Raw genomic sequence first — 23,800 nt, forward strand, 5'->3', positions numbered from 1 at the left:
CACGAGGGCGAGCGACGGGCGCACGTCGCCTGAGGGGCGCGAGGCGTCTGCGGTGCGGGGAGGGGCTGCAGTGCCGGAGATCGTCGAGGGCGGCTGGCTCGTCGTCGTCGACCCCCAGGTCGTCTTCGCCGACCCCGACACCTCGCCGTGGGGCTCGCCGATGTGGGCCGCGACCGTACCGCACGTCGCGACGCTCGCGCGGGCGTACGGGCCGGAGCGGACCGTCGTGACCCGCTTCGTCGCCGACCCCTCCCTCGGTGGCTCGTGGGGTCCGTACTACGACGACTGGCCGTTCGCCCTCGTCGGCGACGACGACCCGCTCTACGCCGTCGTGCCCGAGCTGGCCCACGCCGCCGTCCACGTCGTGACCGCGGGGACCTTCGGCAAGTGGTCGGTGCTGCGCGACGTCGTCGGCGACGACGCCCACCTCACGGTCACCGGCGTCTCCACCGACTGCTGCGTCCTGTCGACCGTGCTCCCGGCCGCCGACGCCGGGGCGACCCTGCGGGTCGTGGGCGCGGGCTGTGCCGGCTCGACCGTCGAGAACCACGTGCGGGCCCTCGCGGCGATGGCGCTCTACGGACCGCAGGTCACCATCGCCTGAGCGGACGGTGGGGGCGGGGCCTCAGAGCAGGCCGGACATCCGCAGGACGAGGGCCCCGAGGACGATGCCGACCGCGGCCGACGTCACGCCGGCGACCCGGGCGCCCATCGAAACGCCACGAGCCAGGACGGTCGTCGTGGCCAGCGCCGTGCACCAGCCGACGAGGAGCGCGGGCAGGGCGTCCACGACGAGCGCGGAGAGGTCGAACGACCCCGTGCCGGGTCGGACGACGCCGAGCACCCAGGCCGCCAGGCCGACCGCTGCGGCGACGAGGGCGAGGTAGCCGACGAGGACGAGCGTCGCCAGGGCGAGGACGCCGGCCGCCCAGCGCTGGGCCGTGTGCAGCCGGTGCGCGACCGCGGCGTCATCGAGGGAGCCGGGCACGGTCCCCGCGACCTGCGGGAGGCCGGGGTGGACGGGAGGGACGTCGGCGGTGGACACGCTCCGAGGATGGCGGCCGCGACCGTCCGTGTCATGGGTTCGCGTACTCAGTCAGCCGTACGGAGGGTCGGAACCGGCCGTCCGCCCGGTGAGGGCCAGCTCGCCCGTCCACCCCCCGCGCGCGTCACCTCCATCCGCGGCTGCCCCCCACCGCGACTTCTTGCCCAGAACCCACGCTCGGACGGCGGTCCGGCGTGGGTTCTGGGCAAGAAGTCGGGGGCGGCGGGTGGTCAGGCCGAGGGGTGGTCGCCGACGACCTGGACGGCGCCGCCATCGACGCCCTTGGCACCGCGGACGACCTCGACGCCGTCCACGACGGGGGCCGTGGCGGCCTCGTGAACCTCGCCCATGACCCACGCGCCGATGCCGCGCTGCGCCAGGTGCGCGACGGCGGCGTCGACCGCGGTGGGGGGCAGGACGGCGACGAACCCGACGCCCATGTTGAGGGTGCGCTCGAGGTCGGACCTCGGGACGCCCCCGAGGGCTCCGACGGTCGAGAAGACGGGCGGCGGGGTCCACGTCGAGCGGTCGAGGCGGGCGTGGACGTGCGGCGGGAGGACGCGGGCGAGGTTGGCCGCGAGACCTCCCCCGGTGACGTGCGAGAGCGAGTGGACGTCGACGCCGTCGAGGCGGACGAGGTCGAGCAGGTCGGCGGAGTAGACCCGCGTCGGCTCGAGGAGCTCCTCGCCGAGGGTGCGGCCGAACTCGTCGACGTGCCGGTCGAGCTCCCACCCGGCGTGGGCGACGACGCGGCGGACGAGGGAGTAGCCGTTGGAGTGCAGCCCGCTGCTCGCGAGCCCGAGGACGACGTCGCCGGGGACGACGCGCTGCGGACCGAGGACGTCGGCGTACTCGACGACCCCGGTGGCCGCGCCCGCGACGTCGTACTCGTCGGGATCGAGGAGGCCGGGGTGCTCGGCCGTCTCGCCGCCGACGAGGGCGACCCGCGCCTGCTCGCACGCCTGCGCGATGCCCGAGACGATGGCGGCGATCCGCTCAGGGACGACCTTGCCCGTCGCGATGTAGTCGGTCATGAAGAGGGGCTCGGCGCCGCAGACGACGATGTCGTCGACGACCATCCCGACGAGGTCGAAGCCGATGGTGTCGTGCCGGTCGAGGGCCTGCGCGATGGCGACCTTGGTGCCGACGCCGTCGGTGCTCGTCGCGAGGACGGGGCGCACCATCCGGGCGATCGCACTGGCGTCGAACATCCCGGCGAAGCCGCCCAGCCCGCCCAGCACCTCGGGCCGCGTCGCCCGGCGGACGCTGGCCTTCATCAGCTCGACGGCCTTGTCACCGGCCTCGACGTCGACGCCGGCGGAGGCGTAGGTGATGGAGGTCGGCTTGCTCGGCTCGCTCACGCCGGGCAGCCTACCGGCGCCCCGGAGGCCGCCCTCCCCGCCGTCCGCGCTCGTCGCGTGTGCTCACGTGGTCGCGGGAGCAGCCACCTGAGCACACGCCGCGAAGAGCCCCCGTCGCGTGTGCTCACGTGGTCGCGGGAGCAGCCACCTGAGCACACGCGGCAGAAAGGGTTGTCTGCGCCACTGACTGCCAGTACCTTGTGACGCATGGAACCCGGCGACAGCGCCATCCTGCCGCACCTGCGAAGGGGAGCCCTCGAGCACTGCGTCCTCGCGCTGCTCGAGAGCGAGGCGCGGTACGGCCTCGACATCGCCCGCCGGCTCGGGGACGACGGGGTGCTCCTCGCCGGCGAGGGGACGCTCTACCCGCTGCTCGCCCGGCTCCGGAAGCAGGGGCTCGTCGAGACGACGTGGGCGGAGTCGACCTCCGGACCGCCGCGCCGCTACTACTCGCTCACCGCCGAGGGCCGCACCGCCCTCGCCAGCTTCCAACGGACGTGGAAGACCTTCCGCGACGCCGTCGACGCCACACTCCAGGGGGGACACCCGTGAACAGCTCGGACACCCGCATCAGCAGCTACCTCGACACGCTGGCCCGCCTCACGACCGACCTCGACCCGTCGACCCGTGACGACGTCATCGCCGGCGTGCGCGAGCACCTCGACGCCACCCTCGCCGAGCACCCCGACGACCCGGGCGCCGTCGATGCGGCCCTCCTCCGCCTCGGGCCCCCCGAGCGCGTCGCCGCCGCCGCCCGGTCCGATGCCCCGCCCCCGGTGGCGACGGCATGGTCCGCACCACCGGCGCCGTCGCAGGCACCCACCCCGGGCCTGGCGAGGGTCGGCGCCGTCGTCGTGGCCCTGTCGGTTCTCGTCCCCACGCTGGCCATGGCGGCCGACCGGGGCCAGACGGTCGTCGCCCCCGACCGGATGGGGATGTTCGTCTTCCTGCCCTTCTTCCTCCTGCTCGGGATGAGCACACCCTGGCTCGCCGGCGTCGTCTGCGTCCTCCTGGCCCGGGGGCTCACGCCCGCCACCCGCCTCGGGCTGACCCTGCTCGGACCGCTGGCCGGCGTCGTCGTCCTCGCAGGAGCGTTCTGGATGGAACCGCGCACCGTCAGCGCCGTGGTGTCGGCGGTCGCAGCCGTCCCCGTGGCCGTCGCGACCCTCGTCCTCGCGGCGCGCGCCTGGCGGGAGGTCGGCCGATGACGACCCACCGGCCCTCGCCGGCCGGCGCCGCGACGCGCGTCACCGGCTACCTCGACGACCTCGCGCGGATGCTCGTCGACCTGCCGCCGGACGAGCGCGACGACGTCCTCGCCGGCGTCCGAGAGCACCTCGACGCGACCCTCGCCGAGCACTCCGACGACCCTGCCGCCCTCGACGCCGCGCTGCTGCGCCTCGGCCCGCCCGAGCGGGTCGCGGCCGCCGCCCGGGCCGACATTCCGCCCGGCGACCGGTACGCCCGCCCGGGAGCCGTCCCCGCCATCCGGCACCCCCTGCGCGCTCGGGTCGCGGGCCTGGCCTCGCTCGCCCTCCTCGCCCTCACCACCACGACGGCCATCGTCGCGAGGGTGGGCGTCGAGGTGCAGGCGGCCCGAGGGGCCATCTCGGCGGAGACGGGCGGGATGTTCCTCGGTCCACATCCCTCGGAGGCGCTCGCCCTCCTCCTGTCGACCTTCGTCCCCTGGCTCGTCGCCGTCGTCGTCGCCCTCCTCGGACCCGACCTCGCCGGCCGCACCAAGGCGTGGCTCGTCCTCCTGGGGCCGGCGATGTCGCTCGCGGTCCTCGCCAGCGTGCTGCTCGCCGACCCCGGGTCCTTCGGCACGCCGGTGTCGCCGGTGGCGCTCGGCGCCGTCCTCGTCGGCATCGTCCTGACCGGCCGGCGCGTCTGGCGCGAGACCCGCGCCTGACGAGCAGCGGTCAGAGGGCGCGGATGATGTCCTCGACCCGGTCCTTCGCGTCGCCGAAGAGCATCTGCGAGTTCTCCCGGAAGAACAGCGGGTTCTGCACGCCGGCGTACCCGGTCGCCATCGAGCGCTTGAAGACGATGACGTGGCCCGCCTCCCACACCCGGATCACCGGCATCCCGGCGATCGGCGACGTGGGGTCCTCGGACGCGGCGGGGTTGACCGTGTCGTTCGCGCCGATGACGAGGACGACGTCGACGTCCTTGAGGTCGTCGTTGACCTCGTCCATCTCGAGGACGATGTCGTAGGGCACGTGCGCCTCGGCGAGCAGGACGTTCATGTGGCCCGGCAGGCGCCCGGCGACCGGGTGGATCGCGAACGTCACGTCGACCCCGCGCTCGCGCAGCTGACGCGTCAGCTCGGCGACCGGGTACTGAGCCTGCGCCACGGCCATCCCGTAGCCCGGCGTGATGACGACCGAGCGGGCGCTCGTGAGCAGCTCGGCGGCGCCCTCGGCGGTGATCTCGCGGTGCTCGCCGTAGTCGACCTCGTCGGAGACGGTGCCTCCCTCGACCCCGAAGCCACCGGCGATGACGGAGAAGAAGGACCGGTTCATGGCGCGGCACATGATGTAGGACAGGTAGGCACCAGAGGAACCGACGAGCGCGCCGGTGATGATGAGCAGGTCGTTGCCGAGGAGGAAGCCGGCCGCGGCCGCCGCCCATCCGGAGTAGCTGTTGAGCATCGACACGACGACCGGCATGTCGCCGCCGCCGATCGAGGCGACGAGGTGCCAGCCCAGCGCCAGCGCGATGACCGTCACGAGCCCGAGGATGCTCGCGCGCAGGGCCACCGAGTCGGCCGGCAGGAGGACGTAGACGAGGGTGAGGACGACGAACGCGACGATGGCGCCGAGGTTGATCCAGTTGCGGAACGGCAGCATCAGCGGAGAGCTCTTGATCCGCGCCGACAGCTTGAGGAAGGCGACGATCGACCCGGTGAAGGTCACCGCGCCGATGAAGACGCCGACCATCACCTCGACGTCGTGGATCGCGGGATACTGCGTCTCCTCGTACGAGGAGTTCCAGCCGACGAGGACGGCCGCGAGCCCGACGAAGCTGTGCAGCATCGCGATGAGCTCGGGCATGCCGGTCATCTCGACCTTCTTCGCGCGGTCGAGCCCGATGACGGCCCCGATCCCCATCGCGACGACGACGAGCAGGAGGCCGACCCAGCCCGACCCCTCGCGGTCGGCACCACCCGCGCCGAGTGGTGCGGCGTCGACGCCGCCGGTCGCGGCGAGCACCGTGACGACGAGTGCGATGGCCATGCCGATGATGCCGAAGCGGTTGCCACCGCGGGCGGTCTCGTGTCGTGACAGCCCCGCGAGCGCGAGGATGAAGAGCAGGCCCGCGACGATGTAGGCCCCCTGGACGAGGGTGAGCGAGAGGGTCATCGGGTCGCTCCCTCGCGCCGGAACATCTGGAGCATCCGGGCGGTGACCCGGAAGCCACCGAAGACGTTGATGCTGGCGACGAGGATCGCGACGAACGCCAGCACCGACACCGCGACCGACCCGTGGCCGACCTGGAGCAGGGCGCCGACGACGATGATCCCGCTGATGGCGTTGGTCACCGACATCAGCGGCGTGTGCAGGGCGTGGTGGACGTTGCCGATGACGTAGAAGCCGACGACGACCGAGAGCATGAAGACCATGAAGTGGCCGAGGAACGGCTCGGGCGCGAACGCGGACACGAGGAGGAAGAGCAGGCCGACGCCCACGGCCAGCCCGGCCTTGCGCACGGGGGTGAGCCACGGCTCTCGGGGTGGGGGCGGCGGAGCGGCGGGCACCACGGCCGTGGCGGCCGGCGCGGCCGCGGAGACCTGGACCGGCGGCGGCGGCCAGAGCACCTCGCCCTCGCGGACGACGGTCATCCCCCGCTGCACGACGTCGTCGAGGTCGAGGACGAGCTCTCCGTCCTTCTCCGGTGTCAGCAGCTTGAGGAGGTTGACGAGGTTGGTGCCGAAGAGCTGGCTCGCCTGGGTGGGGAGGCGGCCCGGCAGGTCGGTGTAGCCGAGGATCGTCACGCCGTTGTCGGTGACGACCTTCCGGCCGGCGACGCTCCCGGCGACGTTGCCGCCGTTGGCCGCGGCCATGTCGACGACGACCGTGCCCGACTTCATCGAGGCCACCATCGCCTCGGTGAACAGGCGCGGCGCGGGCCGTCCGGGGATCAGGGCCGTGGTGATGACGATGTCGACGTCGGCGGCCTGCTCGGCGTACATCGCGGCGGCCTTGGCGTCGAAGTCGGCGCTCGTCTCCTTCGCGTAGCCGTCGGCGCTCGGGCCGGTCTCCTCGACGTCGATGCGGAGGAAGTCGGCCCCCATCGACTCGACCTGCTCGGCGACCTCGGGTCGGGCGTCGAAGGCGCGGACGATGGCGCCGAGCGAGCGGGCGGTGCCGATGGCGGCGAGGCCGGCGACCCCGGCGCCGACGACGAGGACCTTCGCGGGCGGGACCTTGCCCGCCGCCGTGACCTGACCGGTGAAGAACGACCCGAACTCGTGGGCGGCCTCGACGACCGCGCGGTAGCCGCCGATGTTCGCCATCGACGACAGGACGTCGAGCGACTGCGCGCGGCTGATCCGGGGGACGGCGTCCATCGCGAGCGCCGTCACCCCCCGGGCGGCGAGCGCGTCGACGAGCTGCGGGTTGAGGGCGGGCGAGATGAGCGAGACGACGACCTGGCCGGGGCGCAGCAGCCCGAGCTCCGCGTCGGTGGGGGCGTTGATCTTCAGCAGGACGTCGGCGTTCCAGACGGCGGCGTCGATGACGTCGGCACCGGCGTGGACGTAGGCGGCGTCGGCGAAGCTCGCGGCGGCACCCGCTCCGGACTCGACGAAGACGGCGTACCCGAGCGCGCGGAGCTGCTCGACGGTCTTGGGGGTCGCGGCCACCCGGGTCTCACCCGGGAGCGACTCCTTGGGTACTCCGATGCGCACAGACGATCCTCTCGACGACACAGGGATGGGTCGAACCTAGCGGCTCGACCCATCCCTGGGAGTGGACCCGGCGCGTGGCTCCCTCCACGTGGACGGAGCGACGGCGTTCGCGACGACGGCGGGCCCCCGACGTCGTCGGTGGTCGGTGGTCGGTGCGACGCGGTCCGGTGCTCAGACCTCGGAGCGGCTGAAGCCGCTGCGCTCGGCGGCGTCCTGGTCGTAGAACCACACGTCGGGCTGGGCGTCGTCGTAGCCCTCGTCGCCCGGCGACCGGAAGGTCATCGTGTCGCGGTACCCCGCGATGGGGTGGTCGAGCGGCTGGGCGCCGTCGTCGAGGGTGGCGGCCGAGCCGACGCCGTAGCCGCCGTCGCGCAGCTCGTGGAACTCGGAGATGCGGCGCGCGGCCTTCCCCCTGGTTCCCTCGTCGGTCTGCGCGGGGAGGGCGTCGGTGTCACCGTCTGCGTTGCCGTCAGTGGTGCCGTCGTCGGTGGTGCCGTCGTCGGTGGTGGTGACGGCGCCGTCGGTGGCGTCCGACTCGTCGGCGGCGAGGCCGGCGCGGTCCTCCTCGAGGGCCGCTCCGCGCTCGCGGTTCTCCTCGAGCAGCTCGCCCTCGTCGGCCGCCCAGTCGCGGGTCGGGGTGGGGTCGAAGCGCTCCTCGGAGGAGCCCTCGGTGTGCTCGTCGGTGCCGTCCGTGACGTCGGAGGACGTCGCGACCGCGGCGCCGGTCTCGGCGGTCACGTGCTCGTCGGTGTCGCCGTGGGCGTCCGGCGTGTCCGTCGGACCGTCGGCGTCGTGCGCGTCCGTGCCGGTCGAGACATCAGAGGCGTCGGAGGCTTCGGAGGAGTCGGCCTCGTGCGAGCCGGCGTCGTGCGAGCCGTGGGTGGCCTCGGTCGCCGAGACCTCGGACTCGACCGGGGCGGTCTGGTCCCCGGTGAGCAGCGGCTCGGTGGAGGCGAAGTCCTCGATGTCACCGATGATCGTCGGCTCCTGCGCCCGGTCACCCGAGTGGGTCGACTCGGCGGAGTCGGTCGAGTCGCTCGCGGCGGTCGAGATGTCATCGTCGGCGGTCGCCGTGGGGGTCGACTGGTGGTCGACAGCCGCGGCGTCGCCATCCGAGCTGTCGGCCGTCGCGACGTCGTCACGCGCCTCGCTCGTCGGTTCGTCACGGTCGTGGTCGTGAGAGCTGTCGGCCCCGCCGTCGGCCTCCGGCTGGACCGGCGGGGTCTGGTCCTCGGTGAGCAGCGGCTCGGTGGAGGCGAACTCCTCGACGTCCCCGATGATCGTCGGCGGCGCGTCGCCGTCGTGGGTGGCCGCACCCGCGTCGCCGTCGTGGGTCGCCGCACCCGCGTCGCCGGCGGCGACCGAGTCGTCGTCCGCGTCGTTCGCGTCGCCGTCGGCGGCGGCCCGGGAGGCCGTGGTGGTCTCGTCGCCCCCGAGGTCGCCCTGCTCGTCGCGGGGCGGGCCGCCCCACTCGCCGCTCGGCGACTCGACGTCTCGCGAGAGGTCGGTGTCGGTGTGGTCCTGCCGGCGGGTCTCATCGCTCATACCCGCCGCCGTACCCGTACCGGCCGCTGTCGAAACGTCCGCCGGGCGCCGGCCCTCGGGCGACACGTCGTCGCGGTAGTCGGTCGCGCTCGCCACCCGCTCGCTGTCGGCGTCCGCATCGCCGCCCTGCTCGCGGTCACGGTCGCCCCACGACGAGGCACCAGCGGCGGCGGCACCGGCGACGGCGGCCCCGGTGACGGCGGGGACCGGCGAGGACGACTCCTCCGACTCCGCCTGCTCGCGCGCGGCCCGACGCTCCGCGCGGGTCGGCAGCGCCTCGTCCTCGGACCCCGCCGTCGGCGAGGTGTCGGCCGCGGCGGCCGGCGCCCCATCCTCGCCGTCGGTGGAGCGCTCAGCCGTCGCGGCGGCCGGCTCGGCGTCCGGCTCCTCGGCCGGCACGGGGGCGAAGGACGACTCCTTGACGTCGGGGTCGACGTCGTCGGCCCGGCGCATCTGCGTCTCGTACTCGCGCTGGGTCTCGGCGGCGGCGGCCCGGTGGGCGTTCGCCTCCTCCTCGAGGCGGGCCGCCTCGGCGGCACGCTGCTCGGCCTCGGCCCGCGCGACGGCAGCCCGCTCCTCCGCCTGCTCGGCGAACGCCTGCTGTCCGGGGAGGGAGGCGCCGACCTCCTGGGCCCGACCTCGGATCTCCTCGGCCTCCACCCGCGCCGCCGCCTTCTGGCCCGCGCCGCGGCGCATCAGCCACACGACCGCGATGACCACGACGATCACGAGGAGGAGGAGAAGGAGGAGCTGGGTGGTCGTCATCACGGAGTTCCTGTCGCATCGGCGGTGCCCGGTGGGCTCACGTCGGGGCTCAACCTACTCCGACGCCCCGCTCCCGTGGACGTGAGGGACGCGGCACCGCGCGGGCCCGTCCGCGGGCCACCGACCCGCAGGTCAGAGGCCCAGGTCGGCCACCGTCGTGCGGCGCATCTCGACCTTGCGGACCTTGCCCGTCACCGTCATCGGGAACTCCTCGACGACCCGGACGTAGCGCGGGATCTTGTAGTGCGCGAGCCTCCCGGTGGCGAACTCGCGCACCGCCTCGGCCGTCAGCGGCGCCGCGCCGTCCTTCATCCGGATCCACGCACACAGCTCCTCGCCGTACCGCTCGTCGGGGACGCCGATCACCTGGGCGTCGAGGACGTCGGGATGGGTGAGGAGGAACTCCTCGATCTCGCGCGGGTAGATGTTCTCGCCGCCGCGGATGACCATGTCCTTGATCCGGCCGGTGACCCGGAGGTAGCCGTCGTCGTCCATGACCGCGATGTCCCCGGTGTGCATCCAGCCGTCCACGAGGACCTCGGCCGTCTTCTCCGGCTCCTCCCAGTACCCGAGCATCACGGAGTACCCGGAGGTGCACAGCTCCCCCGGCTCCCCTCGCGGGAGGGTCTCGCCGGACAGCGGGTCGACCACCTTGACCTCGAGGTGCGGGTGGACGGCGCCGACGGTGTTGACCTTCTGGTCGAAGGTGTCGTCGGTGCGGGTCTGTGTCGACACCGGAGAGGTCTCGGTCATCCCGTAGCAGATCGTCACCTCCTCGATCCCCGCCTCGATGAGCTGGGTCATCATCGAGGCGGGGCACGGTGAGCCGGCCATGATCCCGGTGCGCACGCTCGACAGGTCGTACGAGTCGTGTTCGGGCAGAGCCCATTCCGCGATGAACATCGTCGGGACGCCGTAGAGCGAAGTGCACTGCTCCTCGCTCACCGCCCGGAGGGTCAGCGCCGGGTCGAAGCCCGCAGCGGGGATCACCATGCAGGCCCCGTGGGTCAGCGCCGCGAGGTTGCCCATCACCATCCCGAAGCAGTGGTAGAAGGGCACGGGGATGCAGATCCGGTCCGCCTCCGTGTAGCGGCACAGCTCGCCGACGAAGTAGCCGTTGTTGAGGATGTTGCGGTGCGAGAGGGTCGCCCCCTTGGGGAAACCCGTTGTCCCCGAGGTGTACTGGATGTTGATGGCGTCGTCGGGCTCGAGCTCGTGCTGGACCATCGTCAGCCGCTCAGGACTGGCCTCGTCGGCACGCGAGACGAGGTCGTCCCACGAGGACTGCCCGATGACGACGACGTGTCCCAACGCCGGGCACTCGCCCCGCGACGCCTCGACCATCGCGACGTAGTCGGACCCCTTGAAGGACGCAGCCGTGACGAGCACCGAGATGCCCGCCTGACGCAGCACGTAGGTCAGCTCGTGCGTGCGGTACGCCGGGTTGATCGTGACGAGGACGGCCCCGACCTTGGCCGTGGCGAGCTGGACCAGCACCCACTCGTGGCAGTTCGGCGCCCAGATGCCGACCCGGTCACCCTTCTCGACCCCCGAGGCCAGGAACCCGCGAGCGAGGCGGTCGACGGCCTCCCCGAGCTCGGCCCACGTGTAGCGGACGCCCGAACCGCGGTCGACGAGGGCGTCACGCCCACCGAAGCGCTCGACCGTGCTGTCGAGGCAGCCGCCGATCGTCTGCTCGAGGAGGGCGGGCTCGGTCGGCCCGACCGCGTGGGAGAGGGTCGGGTCCACGGTGGCGGTCATCGGCGTCCTTCCGGCGGGTGCGACAACGTCGTCCCCACCCAACACGGCGTCGTGCGAGACGGCAACCGGTCGACGAGGGACGCCCTCAGGAGGGCGTGGGTCGCGACAGCCGGTCGAGGACCCCGAGGAGGAGCGCCTCGCGCAGTGCCGGTGGGCAGGCGTCGAGGAGGGCGTTGACCGGGGCCATCCGCTCGGGGAGGGAGAGCGACCCGTCGTCCCCCGCGAGGCCGGCGGCGGACAGGAGCCCGGCGAATCCCGCCTCGTCGAGGGTCGCCGGGTCGATGGCGGCCACGAAGCCGGCAAGGGCGGGGTCGACCGCCACGGGCCCGGCCGCGCGGGCCGCGGCCGTGGCGTCGACGAGGGCCTGGAGGAATTCGGGGACGGATGGCGCCGTGGCCGCCGAGAGGGTGAGGTGCAGGGTCGGCGGGACGTCGCGGAAGGCCATCTGCGGCTGGGTGAACCAGCCGCGCGCGAGCATCTCGTCGGCGATCGTGAAGACGTCGCACGTCTCGTCGGCGACGAGGGCGAGCAGCGTCGAGTCGGGCTCGACGAGGACGTCGAGGCCGTCGACCGCGGCGACCCCGCGCGCGATCGCCACGGTCGCCTCGCGCGCCTCGGTGGCGAGCCGGACGTAGCCGGCCTCGCCGATGGTGCGGGTCACCGCCCAGGCCGCGGCGAGCGGCCCACCCGAGCGGGTCGACTGCATCGTCGCGTTGAGCATCGTGTAGCCGGGCCAGTCGGCGGAGGCGAAGAGGTGGCCGCGGCGGAGCTCCGCGCTGCGGTGGAGGAGGAGCGACACGCCCTTGCTCGTGTAGGCGTACTTGTGGAGGTCGACGCTGATGCTCGTGACGCCCTCGACCGCGAAGGTCCACGGCGCGGGGTGCCCCAGGTGCGGGAGGACCCAGCCGCCGATGCAGGCGTCGACGTGGCAGCGGACGCCACGCTCGGCGGCGAGGGCGGCCAGCTCGGCCACCGGGTCGACGACGCCGTGCGCGTACGAGGGGGCCGAGGCCACGACGAGGATGGTGCTCTCGTCGATCGCCGCGGCCGTCGCGGCGGGGTCGGCCCGCAGCGTCGTGGGGTCGACGTCGACGAGGACGGGACGCACGCCGAGGTACTTCGCCGCCTTGAGGAAGGCCGCGTGCGCGCTCGTCGGCAGGACCATGCTCGGGCTCGCGACGTGTGGCGCTCCCTCCCGGGCGGCGAGGACCGCGAGGAGGATCGACTCGGTGCCGCCGGAGGTGGCCGAGCCGACGAAGCCCTCCGGGGCGTCGAGCAGCCGGCCCGCGGACGCGACGAGGTCGTTCTCCATCCGCAGCAGGCTCGGGAACGCCGTGGGGTCGAGCCCGTTGGCGCCGGCGAACATCGCGAGGGCCTCGAGGCCGAGGGCGTCGGCGTCGGCGAGGCCGGAGTCGTAGACGTACGCGAGGGTGCGGCCGCCGTGGACGGGGAGGTCGGTGGCCCGCAGCGCCTCGAGGGTTGCCCGGACCTCCTCGGCCGACATCGCGGCGGCATGGGCCGCGGGATCGGCGGCTCCGGCAGGGCCGGCGGGGCCGGCTGGACCGGCGGGGCCGGCTGGATCGGCGGGACCGGAAGGACCGGAGGGACCGGAGGGACCGGCGGGGGTCGTCGTCATCGGGCGTCCTCCTCGGCGAGGTGGTAGCGGCGCAGGACGACGAGGGACACGGCGACGAGCACCGCGGGCACGACGGTGAACCCGATGAGGATGGCCGTGCGCGCCGATTCGGGTTGCACCGCAGCGGAGTCCGTCGAGGAGACGTAACCGCCGACGGCCAGGATCCCCGCGTACAGGAGAGGTCCGAGGGCGAGCCCGGCCGTCTCCCCGGCGGTCCAGACACCGGTGTAGGCGCCGGCGCGCGCCTCTCCGGTCGCTGCGGTGTCGGCCGCGGCGACGTCGGGGAGCATCGCGAGCGGGAACATCTGGCACGCGGCGTACCCGACGCCGACGAGGGCCACGCTCACGGCCGTCGCCGCGAGGCCCGCACGCACCGCCAGGAGGGTCGAGAGGGCGCCGACCGCCAGCAGCACCGAGCCGAGGACGAAGCCCGTTCGCTTGCCGCGCGCCTCGCCCAGCCGCTGCCAGAGCGGCGTGACGAGAAGGGCCGGGGCGACGAAGCAGACGAAGAGCACCGTCGACGCGGCGCCCCCGCCGAGGAGGACGCGGGCCACGTAGTCGACCCCCGCCAGCATCGCGCCGGTCGCGAGGGCCTGGAGGACGAAGACGGTGAGCAGCGTGCGGAACGGCGGGGAGGCCGCCACGACCCGCAGCTGGACGCGCAGGCTCCCGCCCGCGGTGGCGCCGACGCTGAGCGGGGTGTCGCGGGTCCCCCGCCAGGCGCCGACCGCCCCGCCGAGGATGAGCAGGCCGACGAACACCCCGACGGCTCGGTAGCCCCACTCGGGGCCGAGGGCGTCGCGGATGACCGGTGAGAGACCCCCGCTGACGAGGATGGCGAGGGCGAGGATCGCCACGCGCCACGTCATCAGGCGGGTCCGCTCGTCGTAGTCGTCGGTCATCTCGGCCGGCATCGCGACGTAGGGGACCTGGAAGAACGCGTACGCCGTGGCGCAGGCGAGGAAGAGGACGACCACCCACGTCGCGGCGAGCGCGGTGGGGCTCGTCGGGCCGGCGAAGAGCAGGGCGAAGCAGACGGCGAGGGCGGTTCCGGCGCGCAGGAGGAACGGGCGGCGGCGTCCTCCGGGGTGGGTCGACCGGTCGCTGATGCCGCCCGCGACGGGGTTGAGCAGGACGTCCCAGGCCTTCGGGAGGAAGACGACGAGTCCCGCGAGCCCGGCCGCGACCCCGAGCCGGTCGGTGAGGTAGGGCAGGAGGAGGAGCCCGGGGACCGTGCCGAAGGAGCCGGTCGCGACCGAGCCGAGGCCGTAGCCCCGGCGGGCGGCGGGGCTGAGCCGGGTCGTCGGGGTCGTCGCTGACATGACGCGGACCCTAGTGCGCGAGGTGGCCTCCACGGCAGGACCCGGGCCGGTGCGGGAGGCGTCGCCCTCGCGAGGATGATGGGGGCATGGGTGCGCGCCAGCGGTTCCGGGGCCGGATCGCGGGGGTCGGGTCGACCTCCGGGACCCGGGTCGTCGTCGGCTGGTGGCACGAGAGCCCCTTCGGCTCCTTCGCCGACGTCATGGTCGAGACGGCCGCCGGCCACCGGGTGCTCCTGGCCCCGACCTCGGAGGTCGCCGACCTCGTCGCGACGACCTACACCTTCGACGAGGTCCGGCTCGAGCCCGTCAGCGTGCGACCCGGCCCCTCCGGAGTCGTCGGGGACGGGGCCGCGAGGGGTCTGGTGCCGGGGTGGTCGGTCGAGACGCCCTCGCTCTCGCTGGCCCTCGAGGTCGGTGGACGGACGGCGCTGGGTCGGGTGCTGCGCCTCGTGCCGCCGGGTCTGGCGGGGACGCCGGCCTTCGCGACGCTCGCCGACCCCGTCGCGCGGGTCGTCCTGCGTGGGGTGCGCACCCGCGGGGTCGCCCGGGCCGGGCGGCGCGAGTTCTACGGCGCGACCGACGTCCGGGCCGTGACCGCGCTCGAGGGTTCGTTCGAGGGCGCCGACCTCGGTGACCTGCGCCCCGTCGACCCGCCGTGTCGCTTCGGCTTCTCCTCCACGCCCCGCCGCCCCTCGGTCACCGACGTCGTCACGACCATCGTCGACACCTGACGCCGCTCCACCCGAGCCCCCCTTCGCTCGGGCCCCCTTCCGCGACCCGTCCCCTCCCCGGGACCATCCTTCCTACAACCCGTCCGCCTGCCCTGGACCCTCCTCCCGCGACCCGCCCGCTGCTCACGCGGCCACGCACTCGAGATCGCGCGACATGCCGATGGCGAGGGCCGGATGTCGGCATGTCGCGCGACCTCGACGGCGAACGAGCGCTCCTGGAGGCGCGGCGGACCCGATGGTGCGGGGCCCGGTGCCGGACGAGGGCTCAGTCGAGATGGAGGGCACGGGGGTCGAGGCCCAGGGCGGTCGCGAACCGGCGGAGGGTGACACGCCGGCGCGGAGCGAGCAGGACGTCCTCGGCGAACAGCTCGAGGACGGTCCAGCCCTCGGCGGTGGCGAGCCGTGCCCGATGGGCGTCCGCGCTCCGCCGGCGCCGGGACGCGTGCTCCTCACCCTGGTACTCGCCGACCACCCGTTGCTCCCGCCAGACGAGGTCACCCTCGAGCAGCCACCCTCCGGCGGTGTCGTGCACCGTCGCGTTGACCTCCGGCTCGGGAAGGCCCGCCCGGACGAACATCAGCCGGCTGCGCGTCTCCATCGGCGAGCGCACCCCGGGGCGCACGAGCGCCAGCGCGTCGCCGAGGACCCTCCTGCCCCGTGGCCTCGTGCGACCCGACAGGACCGCAGCCATGGAGGCGGCGCCCTCGGGGACGCGGTTGGCGACGACGTCCCCGGCGACGACGAGGTCGTCGAGGTCGAGGCCCCGGTGCAGGACCTCGCCGAGGTCGACCCACGTGTCGGCGGGACCCACGACCGCGATGCCGTCGACGCGGACCACCTCGCGCAGCTCGAGCCCGCGGTGGCCGAAGCACCCCTTCCGCCGCGTGGGTGTCACCGCGGACGGGCGCATGACGTCGAGGGCCGGCTGCAGCTCGAGGACCCGCGTGAGGGGCAGGCCGAGCAGCAGGGCCGCGGTGACGTGCGAGAACGCCGCATCATCGGGAAGGGCAGCAGCGAAGGCGCGAGCCCTCTCCCACAGCGACTTCGGCGGCGTCGCGGTCCGGACCGAGTGCGTGGGCCGGCTCAGCCCGTGGCGCCGGAGGTCGCAGTAGCGTAGCCCGAGGGCACGGGCCTGGCCGACCGTGAACGGCCCCCCGACCAGGCCCGCCGGCAGCGGCGCCCTCCCCATGCCTCCACTCTGGGCCGGCGGTCACGAGCCGTGTCACCGTCATCCACAGCCCCCGTCGAGGTCGCGCGACATGCCGATGTCCCGGGCCGACGGTCGGCATGTCGCGCGATGTCGAGCGTGGGAGTCAGCGTCGCGCGGCGAGGATGCTTCACCTACGGGAGCGCACCGGGGTGGATGCCAGGGGGGGTCGAGGTCGCGCGACATGCCGATGTCCCGGGCCGACGGTCGGCATGTCGCGCGACGTCGACGGTGGGGATCAGGTGCGGGGGGCGATGCGGAGGAGCTTGTCGTCGCTGCCGTTGGTCGTCGTGACGTAGAGGGCGCCGTCGGGGCCGAGCCGGGCCGCGCGCAGCCGCCCGTACTGGCCGTTCGTCTCCTCGGGCACCGACACCTCGCGGAGGCTGCCGTCCTCCTCGAGGGTGAGGACGAGGAGCTTGGCCCCCTTGAGCGCCGTGACGACGAGGGCGCCGTCGAGACCGCCCCAGATCTCGCCCGAGAGGAACTCCGCGCCACAGATCGCCTGGGTCGTCCTCCCCGACTGCCAGATCGCCGGGACGGCCTCCGGGAACCGCTCCGTGTCGGTCATCGGGACGCTCTCGTCGTAGCCGTCGACGGTGCCGCCCTGCGAGGGGTCCCACCCGTAGTTGGCCCCCGCCTCGATGAGGTTGACCTCGTCGTTGTTGCTCGGCCCGTGCTCGGCCGTGTAGACCTCGCCGGACCCCGGCCGGATCGCCACCCCCTGGATGTTGCGGTGCCCGTAGCTGTAGACGTACCGCTCGCGGACGTTCGAGGACGACGCGAACGGGTTGTCCGGCAACGGCTTTCCCGTCCTGAGGTCGAGGCGCAGCACCTTGCCACCGAGGCTCGTGCGGTCCTGCGGGTTGTCGCCGCGGGCCACGTCGCCGGTGCCGACGACGAGCGCCCCGTCGGCGGCGATCGCCGGCCGGCAGCCGCTGTGGCGCCCGGACGAGATCGGCAGCCCGGTGAGGAGGTTCCTGACCCGCTCGGCGGACGACCCGTTCGCGGAGAGGCGCCAGGTGACGAGCCGGACGTCGTCGGGTTCCCCTCCCTCCTCGTGCGTCTGGCACGTCGTGAAGAGCCGCGAGGTCGCGAAGTCCGGGTGGACCACCATGCCCATGAGGCCGCCCTCCCCCTGGACGTAGACGTCCTCGAGGTCGGCGCGCACGCGGGTGACCTCGGCACCCCGGCGCAGCCCGGACACCAGCGAGATACGCCCGGGCCGCTCCGTGACGAGGGCGCGGCCGTCGGGGAGGAAGCCGACGTCCCAGCCGTGCTCAAACCCCGACGCGACCTCCTCGACGGCCAGGGCCGGCACCGCCGTGCTGCGCGGCGCGGGTGAGGCGCTCGGCGCCGTCGAGGGCGTCGCGGTCCCGGAGGTGCGCGGCGGCGGGACCTCACCCGTGTCGGGGGTGGAGGAGCACCCCGCGAGGACGGCGGTCGCGGCGAGCGCGGCCATGGCCAGCGCGGCAGGGGCGAACGGGGCGGCGGAGCGGGGTCCCATGCCCCAGTCTCACCCGGGGACACCCGGAACGACCTCGCCCGAACCCGATTCGTGATCCCTTCGACACCTGTCGCCCGTGCGACGCCCGGAGGCGACGACCCGACGCAACCCTGTCGCCCCGGGGCGACCCCGCGTCAGCCGTCCGACGCCACCTCGAGGTCGGCGACCGCGGCGGCGTAGGCCGGGCCGAGCTCGCGCGGGTCGGCCCGGTACTCGGTGATCCGGCACCCACGACCGTTCGGCTTCAGGAGGATGCCCTCGTCCGCCCACCGCTCGCGCGCCTCGTCCATGAGGGTGACGGGAAGGTCGCCGTAGGAGTTGGTGACCCGCCACCACGTGACGTTCGACCCGTAGAGCTTCATGATCGAGCCGACCTGTCGCGGGCCGATCCCCACGAGGGCGGCGACGTCGCCGTACGACACGACGTGCCCGCGCGGCACCACCTCCACGGCCCGCAGCACCTTCTCCACGACGACGTCGTCCACCCGGCCGAGTCTGCCGGACCGCCCGGCACCGGTGCGCCGGTGCGCCGGTGCTGGCCACGACCCCCGGGCTGCCCCTACATTCGCACCACGTCCCCGTGCGCGGGACGGGGAAGAGGTGATCGTCATGTCGGTGCCCCGCGTCGTCGCGGTCGTCGTGCTGCTCGTCCTCGGCGTCCTCGCCCTGCCCGTCCTCGCCTTCTTCCTCGACGGCGCCTCGACCGAGAACTGGGTCATCCCGGTCGACCTCGTCCTCATGGCGGTCGCCGGCGCGCTCGTGTGGCGCCTCGTGCCCGCACCCGAGGCAGCGGGCGCCCACGCCCCCGCCGACGGCGGCACGCGCACCCTGCTCGTCGGCGCGGCCGTCGGGGTCGCCGCGGCCGTCGTCGGCCTCGTCCTGTTCTTCCTCCTCATCAGCGGCGTCGACGGCGCCTGAGGCCACCCGCCCCCTGCGCACCTCGCGCCGTCGCGGACCGGGGCCGCACTAGGCTCCGCCGCATGGCCCGACCCTCAGCCCCGACGATGGCCCACGTGGCCCGTCGTGCGGGGGTCTCCCACCAGACCGTCTCCCGCGTCCTCAACGACGCCTCGGCCGTGCGTCCCGAGACCCGCGACCGCGTCCTGCGGGCCATCGTCGAGCTCGGCTACCGCCGCAACTCCGCCGCCCGGGCCCTGGTCACCCGCCGCAGCGGCCTCATCGGGGTCGTCGTCGACGAGCTGCCCCTCTACGGTCCCGCGAGCACCGTCACGGGGATCGCCGAGGCCGCCCGCGAGGCCGGGTACGCCATCTCCCTCGACCCGCTCTTCAGCATCACGGGCTCGACCCTCGCCGCGGCCATCGAGCACCACCTCGCGCAGGCCGTCGAGGCGATCGTCCTCGTCACGGCCCACGGCGAGACCCCCGACCCGCAGGTCATGAGCCGGGCCGACGTGCCGATCATCGCCCTCGACGGTTTCCTCGGCGAGGGGGCCCCGACCGCCGGTGTCGACCAGCGGGCCGGCGGCGCGATGGCGACCCGCCACCTGCTCGACCTCGGGCACCGCCGCATCGCCCACATCACCGGACCGGCCGGCTGGCCCCAGGCGGACGCCCGGCTCGCCGGGTACCGCGACGCCCTCGAGCAGGCCGGGGTCGAGGCCGGCCCGGTCGTCCTCGGCGACTGGTCGCCACGCTCGGGCCACGACGGGATCCTGCGCATCGTCGAGGACGACCCGGCCGTCACCGCGGTCTTCGTCGCCAACGACCAGATGGCGCTCGGCACGCTGCGGGCCCTCGCCGAGCGGGGCATCAGGGTCCCCGACGACGTCTCGGTCGTCGGCTTCGACGACATCCCCGAGTCGGCCTTCCTCCAGCCTCCCTTGACGACGATCCGCCAGGACTTCGCCTCGCTCGGCCACGCCGCGGTCCGCCTCGTCGTCGGGGCGCTGACCGGCGTCGACCTCGAGTCGGCGCTCGTGCCGCCGCGCCTCGTCACCCGCGCGTCGACGGCCCGCCCGCCGCGCCGGCGGGGCGGCTCGCGCACCCCCTGACCGGCGTCCGCTCGTCGAACCTCAGGTCACGAATCGGTGACGACGCTTGCACAGGTGCGATGTGAGCGCTAACAATGTGAGCGCTCACATCCCCGTCGACGGCGACCGGGAGCACACGGCGAAGGAGCCAGGGCATGACCCACGAGGGCGACCGGTACGTCATCGGCGTCGACTACGGCACCCTCTCCGGGCGGGCCCTCGTCGTCCGGGTCTCCGACGGCGCCGAGCTCGGGTCGGCCGTCCTCGAGTACCCCCACGGCGTCGTCGACACCGTGATGCCGGGCTCGGGCCGCCGCCTCCCCCCGGACTGGGCCCTCCAGGTGCCCTCCGACTACGTCGAGGTGCTGCGCACCGCCGTCCCCGCCGCCGTCGAGGAGGCCCGGATCGACCCGGCCCACGTCATCGGCATCGCCACCGACTTCACCGCCTGCACCATGGTCCCCACGACCGGCGACGGCACCCCGCTGTGCGACCTCGACGAGTTCCGCGACGAGCCGCACGCCTACGTCAAGCTGTGGAAGCACCACGCCGCCCAGGGCCAGGCCGACCGCATCACCGAGACCGCCCGCGAGCGCGGCGAGGCCTGGCTGGCCCGCTACGGCGGCGTCATCTCCAGCGAGTGGGAGTTCGCCAAGGGCCTGCAGCTGCTCGAGGAGGCCCCGCACGTCTACGCGGCCACCGAGCACTGGGTCGAGGCCGCCGACTGGATCGTCTGGCAGCTGACCGGCCGCTACGTCCGCAACGCCTGCACCGCCGGCTACAAGGGCATCCGCCAGGACGGCGCCTACCCGACCCGCGAGTACCTCGCCGCCCTCAACCCCGCCTTCGCGGACTTCGTCGACGCCAAGCTCGACCACGAGATCGGCGAGCTCGGTTCCGCCGCAGGAACGCTCACCGCCCAGGCCGCCCGGTGGACCGGACTGCCCGAGGGCATCGCCGTGGCCGTCGGCAACGTCGACGCCCACGTCTCGGCCCCGGCGGCCGACGCGGTCGCCCCCGGCCAGATGGTGGCGATCATGGGGACGAGCACCTGCCACGTCATGAGCAGCGACGTCCTCGCCGAGGTGCCCGGAATGTGCGGCGTCGTCGACGGCGGCATCGTCACCGGGCTCTACGGCTACGAGGCCGGCCAGTCCGGCGTCGGCGACATCTTCGGCTGGTTCGTCGCGAACCAGGTCCCCGCCGCCTACGAGCGTGCGGCCCGAGCCGCCGGCCTCGGGGTCCACGAGCACCTCACGGCCCTCGCCGCCGAGCAGCCGATCGGCGCCCACGGTCTCGTGGCCCTCGACTGGTGGAGCGGCAACCGCTCGGTCCTCGTCGACCACGACCTGTCGGGCCTCGTGATCGGCCTGACCCTCGCCACCCGCCCCGAGGACGTCTACCGCGCCCTGCTGGAGTCCACCGCCTTCGGCGCCCGCGTCATCGTCGAGACCTTCGCGGCCTCCGGTGTCCCGGTCACCGAGTTCATCGTCACCGGCGGCCTGCAGAAGAACGCCCTCCTCATGCAGGTCTACGCCGACGTGCTGGACATGCCCCTGTCGGTCGTCACCTCGAGCCAGGGGCCCGCGCTCGGCTCCGCCATCCACGCCGCGGTCGCCGCCGGCGCCTACGAGGACGTCCCGGCCGCCGCGAAGGCGATGGGCCGCCGCGAGCACGCCGCGTACCGGCCGATCCCCGAGAACGTCGCCGCCTACGACCGCCTCTACGCCGTCTACCGCGAGCTCCACGACCACCTCGGCCGCACGAGCACCGCGATGCGCACGCTCAAGGCCATCCGCCGGGAGGCCCACGCGTGACCGCCACGACCCCGATCACCGACGCCGTGCGCGGCACCGTCGAGGCGCTGCGCGCCGAGGTCGCGGCGCTGCACGGCGAGCTGACCCGCTACGGCCTGGTCATCTGGACCGCCGGCAACGTCAGCGCCCGGGTCCCCGGCGCCGACCTCATGGTCATCAAGCCCTCGGGCGTCTCCTACGACGACCTCACCGCCGACTCGATGGTCGTCTGCGACCTCGACGGCGAGCTCGTCGAGGGCGACCACTCCCCCAGCAGCGACACCGCCGCGGCCGCGTACGTCTACCGGCACATGCCCGAGGTCGGCGGGGTCGTGCACACCCACTCCACCTACGCCTGCGCCTGGGCCGCACGGCACGAGGCGATCCCCTGTGTGCTGACGATGACCGCCGACGAGTTCGGCGGCGAGATCCCCCTCGGCCCGTTCGCCCTCATCGGCGACGACTCCATCGGCCGCGGCATCGTCGAGACGCTGCGGGGCCACCGCTCCCGCGCCGTCCTCATGGCCGGGCACGGACCGTTCGCCATCGGGCGCGACGCCCGCGACGCCGTCAAGGCCGCCGTCATGGTCGAGGACGTCGCCCGCAGCACGCACATCGCCCGACAGCTCGGGGAGCCGGTCGTCATCGACCCGGCCGACGTCACGAGCCTCTTCGACCGCTACCAGAACGTCTACGGACAACACGACGAGGGAGTCACGCAGTGAGCGAGCGACAGGTCTGGTTCCTCACGGGCAGCCAGGGTCTCTACGGCGAGGACGTCCTCGCCCAGGTGGCCGCGCAGTCCCGCCGGGTGTCCGACGCCCTCGCCGCGCACGACGGCATCGTCGCGACGGTCGTCGCCAAGCCCGTCCTCACCGACTCGGCCGCGATGCGCCGCACGATGCTCGAGGCCAACGCCGACGACGACGTCGTGGGGGTCATCGCGTGGATGCACACCTTCTCCCCCGCCAAGATGTGGATCGCGGCACTCGACGCGCTGCGCAAGCCGCTGCTCCACCTCCACACCCAGGCCGACCGTGACCTGCCCTGGTCCACGATCGACATGGACTTCATGAACCTCAACCAGGCGGCCCACGGCGACCGCGAGTTCGGGTTCATCCAGACCCGGATGAGGCAGCCGCGCCTCACCGTCTCCGGCCACACCTCCGACCCGGTCGTGCTGAAGCGCGTCGCCGACTGGTCGCGGGCCGCCACCGCCGCCACCGAGCTGCGGACGATGCGCGTGGTCCGCTTCGGCGACAACATGCGGGACGTCGCGGTCACCGAGGGCGACAAGGTGGAGGCCGAGATCCGCCTCGGCGTCTCGGTGAACACCTACGGCGTCAACGACCTCGTCGCCGTGGTCGACGCGGTGGAGGACACCGAGGTCGACGCCCTGGTCGCCGAGTACGCCGACCTCTACGACGTCGTCCCCGAGCTGCTGCCGGACGGCGAGCGCCACGAGTCGCTGCGCTACGGCGCCCGCATCGAGGCCGGGCTGCGCCGCTTCCTCACCGACGGCGGCTACACCGCCTTCACGAGCAACTTCGAGGACCTCGGCGGCCTGCGCCAGCTGCCCGGCCTGGCCGTGCAGCGCCTCATGGCCGACGGCTACGGCTTCGGTGGCGAGGGCGACTGGAAGACCTCGGTCCTCGTGCGCACCCTCAAGGTGATGGCCGACGGCCTGCCCGGCGCGACCTCCTTCATGGAGGACTACACCTACGACCTCCAGCCCGGCCGCGAGCTCGTCCTCGGCGCCCACATGCTCGAGGTCTGCCCCACCCTCTCCAGCACGCCGGCCCGGGTCGAGATCCATCCCCTCGGGATCGGCGGCCGCGAGGACCCCGTGCGCCTCGTGTTCGACGCCGACCCGGGCGAGGCGGTCGTCCTCGGCTGGAACGACCTCGGCGACCGGTTCCGCCTCGTCGCCAACGAGGTCACCGTCGTCACCCCGCCGCACGAGATGCCGAAGCTGCCCGTCGGCCGCGCGGTGTGGACCCCCAAGCCCGACTTCGCCACCTCCACCGAGGGCTGGCTCATGGCCGGCGGACCGCACCACACGGTGCTCTCCACCGCCCTGACCGCCACGCACCTCGACCACCTCGCCGAGATCGTCGGGCTCGAGCTCGCCGTCATCGGAGAGGGCACCACCTTGCGCCGGTTCCGGGACGAGCTCCGATGGAACGCGGCGTACCACCGACTCGCCGGGGGGCTCTAGACCCCG

21 protein-coding genes are annotated in these 23,800 nt (G+C 73.8%); 10 read left to right on the top strand and 11 right to left on the bottom strand.

Going from position 1 to position 23,800, the window contains the following annotated elements:
- Positions 1 to 70 precede the first annotated feature (70 nt).
- A complete protein-coding gene (locus ACFWN3_RS08405; protein ID WP_377645218.1) occupies positions 71 to 604 on the top strand; it encodes a cysteine hydrolase family protein in 534 nt (177 codons plus the stop codon).
- A gap of 21 nt (positions 605 to 625) precedes the next feature.
- Here ACFWN3_RS08405 and ACFWN3_RS08410 read toward each other — a convergent pair whose 3' ends face one another.
- Together ACFWN3_RS08410 and purM are read right to left on the bottom strand one after the other, a co-directional pair.
- Positions 626 to 1,045: a hypothetical protein gene (locus ACFWN3_RS08410; protein ID WP_377645219.1), complete on the bottom strand. Its 420-nt coding sequence runs from the start codon at positions 1,043 to 1,045 to the stop codon at positions 626 to 628.
- 230 nt (positions 1,046 to 1,275) lie between these two features.
- On the bottom strand, positions 1,276 to 2,406 hold the full coding sequence (gene purM / locus ACFWN3_RS08415) for a phosphoribosylformylglycinamidine cyclo-ligase (protein WP_377645221.1): 1,131 nt from the start codon (positions 2,404 to 2,406) through the stop codon (positions 1,276 to 1,278).
- Between the two features lie 207 nt (positions 2,407 to 2,613).
- On the opposite strand from purM, the gene ACFWN3_RS08420 reads away from it, so the two are divergent.
- The 3 genes from ACFWN3_RS08420 to ACFWN3_RS08430 are packed head-to-tail and all read left to right on the top strand — an operon-like array spanning position 2,614 to position 4,318.
- Positions 2,614 to 2,958, top strand: coding sequence for a PadR family transcriptional regulator (locus tag ACFWN3_RS08420; RefSeq protein WP_377645223.1), 345 nt, complete (start codon positions 2,614 to 2,616; stop codon positions 2,956 to 2,958).
- The gene (locus ACFWN3_RS08425; RefSeq protein WP_377645226.1) at positions 2,955 to 3,614 is read left to right on the top strand and encodes an HAAS signaling domain-containing protein; all 660 of its coding nucleotides are present in this window, start codon (positions 2,955 to 2,957) and stop codon (positions 3,612 to 3,614) included. Before ACFWN3_RS08420 ends, ACFWN3_RS08425 begins: the two co-directional genes overlap by 4 nt.
- On the top strand, positions 3,611 to 4,318 hold the full coding sequence (locus ACFWN3_RS08430; RefSeq protein WP_377645228.1) for an HAAS signaling domain-containing protein: 708 nt from the start codon (positions 3,611 to 3,613) through the stop codon (positions 4,316 to 4,318). Before ACFWN3_RS08425 ends, ACFWN3_RS08430 begins: the two co-directional genes overlap by 4 nt.
- 10 nt (positions 4,319 to 4,328) lie before the next feature.
- Here the strand turns inward: ACFWN3_RS08430 and pntB are convergent, their stop codons facing one another.
- From pntB to ACFWN3_RS08460, 6 genes are all read right to left on the bottom strand, one after another.
- Positions 4,329 to 5,771, bottom strand: coding sequence for a Re/Si-specific NAD(P)(+) transhydrogenase subunit beta (gene pntB, locus ACFWN3_RS08435; RefSeq protein ID WP_377645231.1), 1,443 nt, complete (start codon positions 5,769 to 5,771; stop codon positions 4,329 to 4,331).
- Complete coding sequence (locus ACFWN3_RS08440) at positions 5,768 to 7,318, bottom strand: Re/Si-specific NAD(P)(+) transhydrogenase subunit alpha (protein ID WP_377645233.1); 1,551 nt, start codon at positions 7,316 to 7,318, stop codon at positions 5,768 to 5,770. Before ACFWN3_RS08440 ends, pntB begins: the two co-directional genes overlap by 4 nt.
- Before the next feature lie 171 nt (positions 7,319 to 7,489).
- A complete protein-coding gene (locus ACFWN3_RS08445; protein WP_377645235.1) occupies positions 7,490 to 9,628 on the bottom strand; it encodes a hypothetical protein in 2,139 nt (712 codons plus the stop codon).
- Between the two features lie 132 nt (positions 9,629 to 9,760).
- The gene (locus tag ACFWN3_RS08450) at positions 9,761 to 11,389 is read right to left on the bottom strand and encodes an AMP-binding protein (protein ID WP_377645237.1); all 1,629 of its coding nucleotides are present in this window, start codon (positions 11,387 to 11,389) and stop codon (positions 9,761 to 9,763) included.
- An 85-nt stretch (positions 11,390 to 11,474) separates the two neighbouring features.
- Positions 11,475 to 12,893: a pyridoxal phosphate-dependent decarboxylase family protein gene (locus ACFWN3_RS08455; protein ID WP_377645239.1), complete on the bottom strand. Its 1,419-nt coding sequence runs from the start codon at positions 12,891 to 12,893 to the stop codon at positions 11,475 to 11,477.
- A 128-nt stretch (positions 12,894 to 13,021) separates the two neighbouring features.
- Positions 13,022 to 14,347: an MFS transporter gene (locus ACFWN3_RS08460; RefSeq protein ID WP_377645242.1), complete on the bottom strand. Its 1,326-nt coding sequence runs from the start codon at positions 14,345 to 14,347 to the stop codon at positions 13,022 to 13,024.
- A gap of 86 nt (positions 14,348 to 14,433) precedes the next feature.
- On the opposite strand from ACFWN3_RS08460, the gene ACFWN3_RS08465 reads away from it, so the two are divergent.
- Positions 14,434 to 15,078 (top strand): hypothetical protein, encoded by a 645-nt coding sequence (locus tag ACFWN3_RS08465; RefSeq protein WP_377645243.1) that lies wholly within the window; start codon positions 14,434 to 14,436, stop codon positions 15,076 to 15,078.
- Between the two features lie 265 nt (positions 15,079 to 15,343).
- On the opposite strand, the gene ACFWN3_RS08470 is transcribed toward ACFWN3_RS08465, so the two are convergent.
- From ACFWN3_RS08470 to ACFWN3_RS08480, 3 genes are all read right to left on the bottom strand, one after another.
- Entirely contained in the window at positions 15,344 to 16,267 is a 924-nt protein-coding gene (locus ACFWN3_RS08470; protein ID WP_377645246.1) for a hypothetical protein, read from the bottom strand.
- Between the two features lie 256 nt (positions 16,268 to 16,523).
- Positions 16,524 to 17,789, bottom strand: a complete 1,266-nt coding sequence (locus ACFWN3_RS08475; protein WP_377645247.1) for a PQQ-dependent sugar dehydrogenase — start codon at positions 17,787 to 17,789, stop codon at positions 16,524 to 16,526.
- Between the two features lie 134 nt (positions 17,790 to 17,923).
- Complete coding sequence (locus ACFWN3_RS08480) at positions 17,924 to 18,274, bottom strand: MGMT family protein (protein ID WP_377645249.1); 351 nt, start codon at positions 18,272 to 18,274, stop codon at positions 17,924 to 17,926.
- A 124-nt stretch (positions 18,275 to 18,398) separates the two neighbouring features.
- On the opposite strand from ACFWN3_RS08480, the gene ACFWN3_RS08485 reads away from it, so the two are divergent.
- From ACFWN3_RS08485 to araA, 5 genes are all read left to right on the top strand, one after another.
- The gene (locus ACFWN3_RS08485; RefSeq protein WP_377645251.1) at positions 18,399 to 18,707 is read left to right on the top strand and encodes a hypothetical protein; all 309 of its coding nucleotides are present in this window, start codon (positions 18,399 to 18,401) and stop codon (positions 18,705 to 18,707) included.
- A 62-nt stretch (positions 18,708 to 18,769) separates the two neighbouring features.
- Positions 18,770 to 19,801, top strand: coding sequence for a LacI family DNA-binding transcriptional regulator (locus ACFWN3_RS08490; protein ID WP_377645254.1), 1,032 nt, complete (start codon positions 18,770 to 18,772; stop codon positions 19,799 to 19,801).
- Positions 19,802 to 19,935: 134 nt separating this feature from the next.
- Positions 19,936 to 21,597, top strand: coding sequence for a ribulokinase (gene araB / locus ACFWN3_RS08495; protein WP_377645256.1), 1,662 nt, complete (start codon positions 19,936 to 19,938; stop codon positions 21,595 to 21,597).
- Positions 21,594 to 22,301: an L-ribulose-5-phosphate 4-epimerase gene (locus ACFWN3_RS08500; RefSeq protein ID WP_377645258.1), complete on the top strand. Its 708-nt coding sequence runs from the start codon at positions 21,594 to 21,596 to the stop codon at positions 22,299 to 22,301. Before araB ends, ACFWN3_RS08500 begins: the two co-directional genes overlap by 4 nt.
- The gene (araA, locus tag ACFWN3_RS08505; protein WP_377645260.1) at positions 22,298 to 23,794 is read left to right on the top strand and encodes an L-arabinose isomerase; all 1,497 of its coding nucleotides are present in this window, start codon (positions 22,298 to 22,300) and stop codon (positions 23,792 to 23,794) included. The genes ACFWN3_RS08500 and araA overlap by 4 nt, the downstream gene beginning before the upstream one ends.
- Positions 23,795 to 23,800: the final 6 nt, after the last annotated feature.

This window comes from Oryzobacter terrae, from assembly GCF_042756445.1.
GTDB lineage: Bacteria > Actinomycetota > Actinomycetes > Actinomycetales > Dermatophilaceae > Oryzobacter > Oryzobacter terrae.

What these genes read in the sequence shown, in the direction of transcription:
- pntB (WP_377645231.1), bottom strand. Translation starts at nt 5,771, where the DNA reads ATGACCCTCTCGCTCACCCTCGTCCAGGGGGCCTACATCGTCGCGGGC.
- ACFWN3_RS08450 (WP_377645237.1), bottom strand. Translation starts at nt 11,389, where the DNA reads ATGACCGCCACCGTGGACCCGACCCTCTCCCACGCGGTCGGGCCGACC.
- ACFWN3_RS08460 (WP_377645242.1), bottom strand. Translation starts at nt 14,347, where the DNA reads ATGTCAGCGACGACCCCGACGACCCGGCTCAGCCCCGCCGCCCGCCGG.
- ACFWN3_RS08490 (WP_377645254.1), top strand. Translation starts at nt 18,770, where the DNA reads ATGGCCCGACCCTCAGCCCCGACGATGGCCCACGTGGCCCGTCGTGCG.
- araB (WP_377645256.1), top strand. Translation starts at nt 19,936, where the DNA reads ATGACCCACGAGGGCGACCGGTACGTCATCGGCGTCGACTACGGCACC.
- ACFWN3_RS08430 (WP_377645228.1), top strand. Translation starts at nt 3,611, where the DNA reads ATGACGACCCACCGGCCCTCGCCGGCCGGCGCCGCGACGCGCGTCACC.
- ACFWN3_RS08465 (WP_377645243.1), top strand. Translation starts at nt 14,434, where the DNA reads ATGGGTGCGCGCCAGCGGTTCCGGGGCCGGATCGCGGGGGTCGGGTCG.
- ACFWN3_RS08420 (WP_377645223.1), top strand. Translation starts at nt 2,614, where the DNA reads ATGGAACCCGGCGACAGCGCCATCCTGCCGCACCTGCGAAGGGGAGCC.
- ACFWN3_RS08455 (WP_377645239.1), bottom strand. Translation starts at nt 12,893, where the DNA reads ATGTCGGCCGAGGAGGTCCGGGCAACCCTCGAGGCGCTGCGGGCCACC.
- ACFWN3_RS08485 (WP_377645251.1), top strand. Translation starts at nt 18,399, where the DNA reads ATGTCGGTGCCCCGCGTCGTCGCGGTCGTCGTGCTGCTCGTCCTCGGC.
- ACFWN3_RS08475 (WP_377645247.1), bottom strand. Translation starts at nt 17,789, where the DNA reads ATGGGACCCCGCTCCGCCGCCCCGTTCGCCCCTGCCGCGCTGGCCATG.
- ACFWN3_RS08445 (WP_377645235.1), bottom strand. Translation starts at nt 9,628, where the DNA reads ATGACGACCACCCAGCTCCTCCTTCTCCTCCTCCTCGTGATCGTCGTG.
- ACFWN3_RS08470 (WP_377645246.1), bottom strand. Translation starts at nt 16,267, where the DNA reads ATGGGGAGGGCGCCGCTGCCGGCGGGCCTGGTCGGGGGGCCGTTCACG.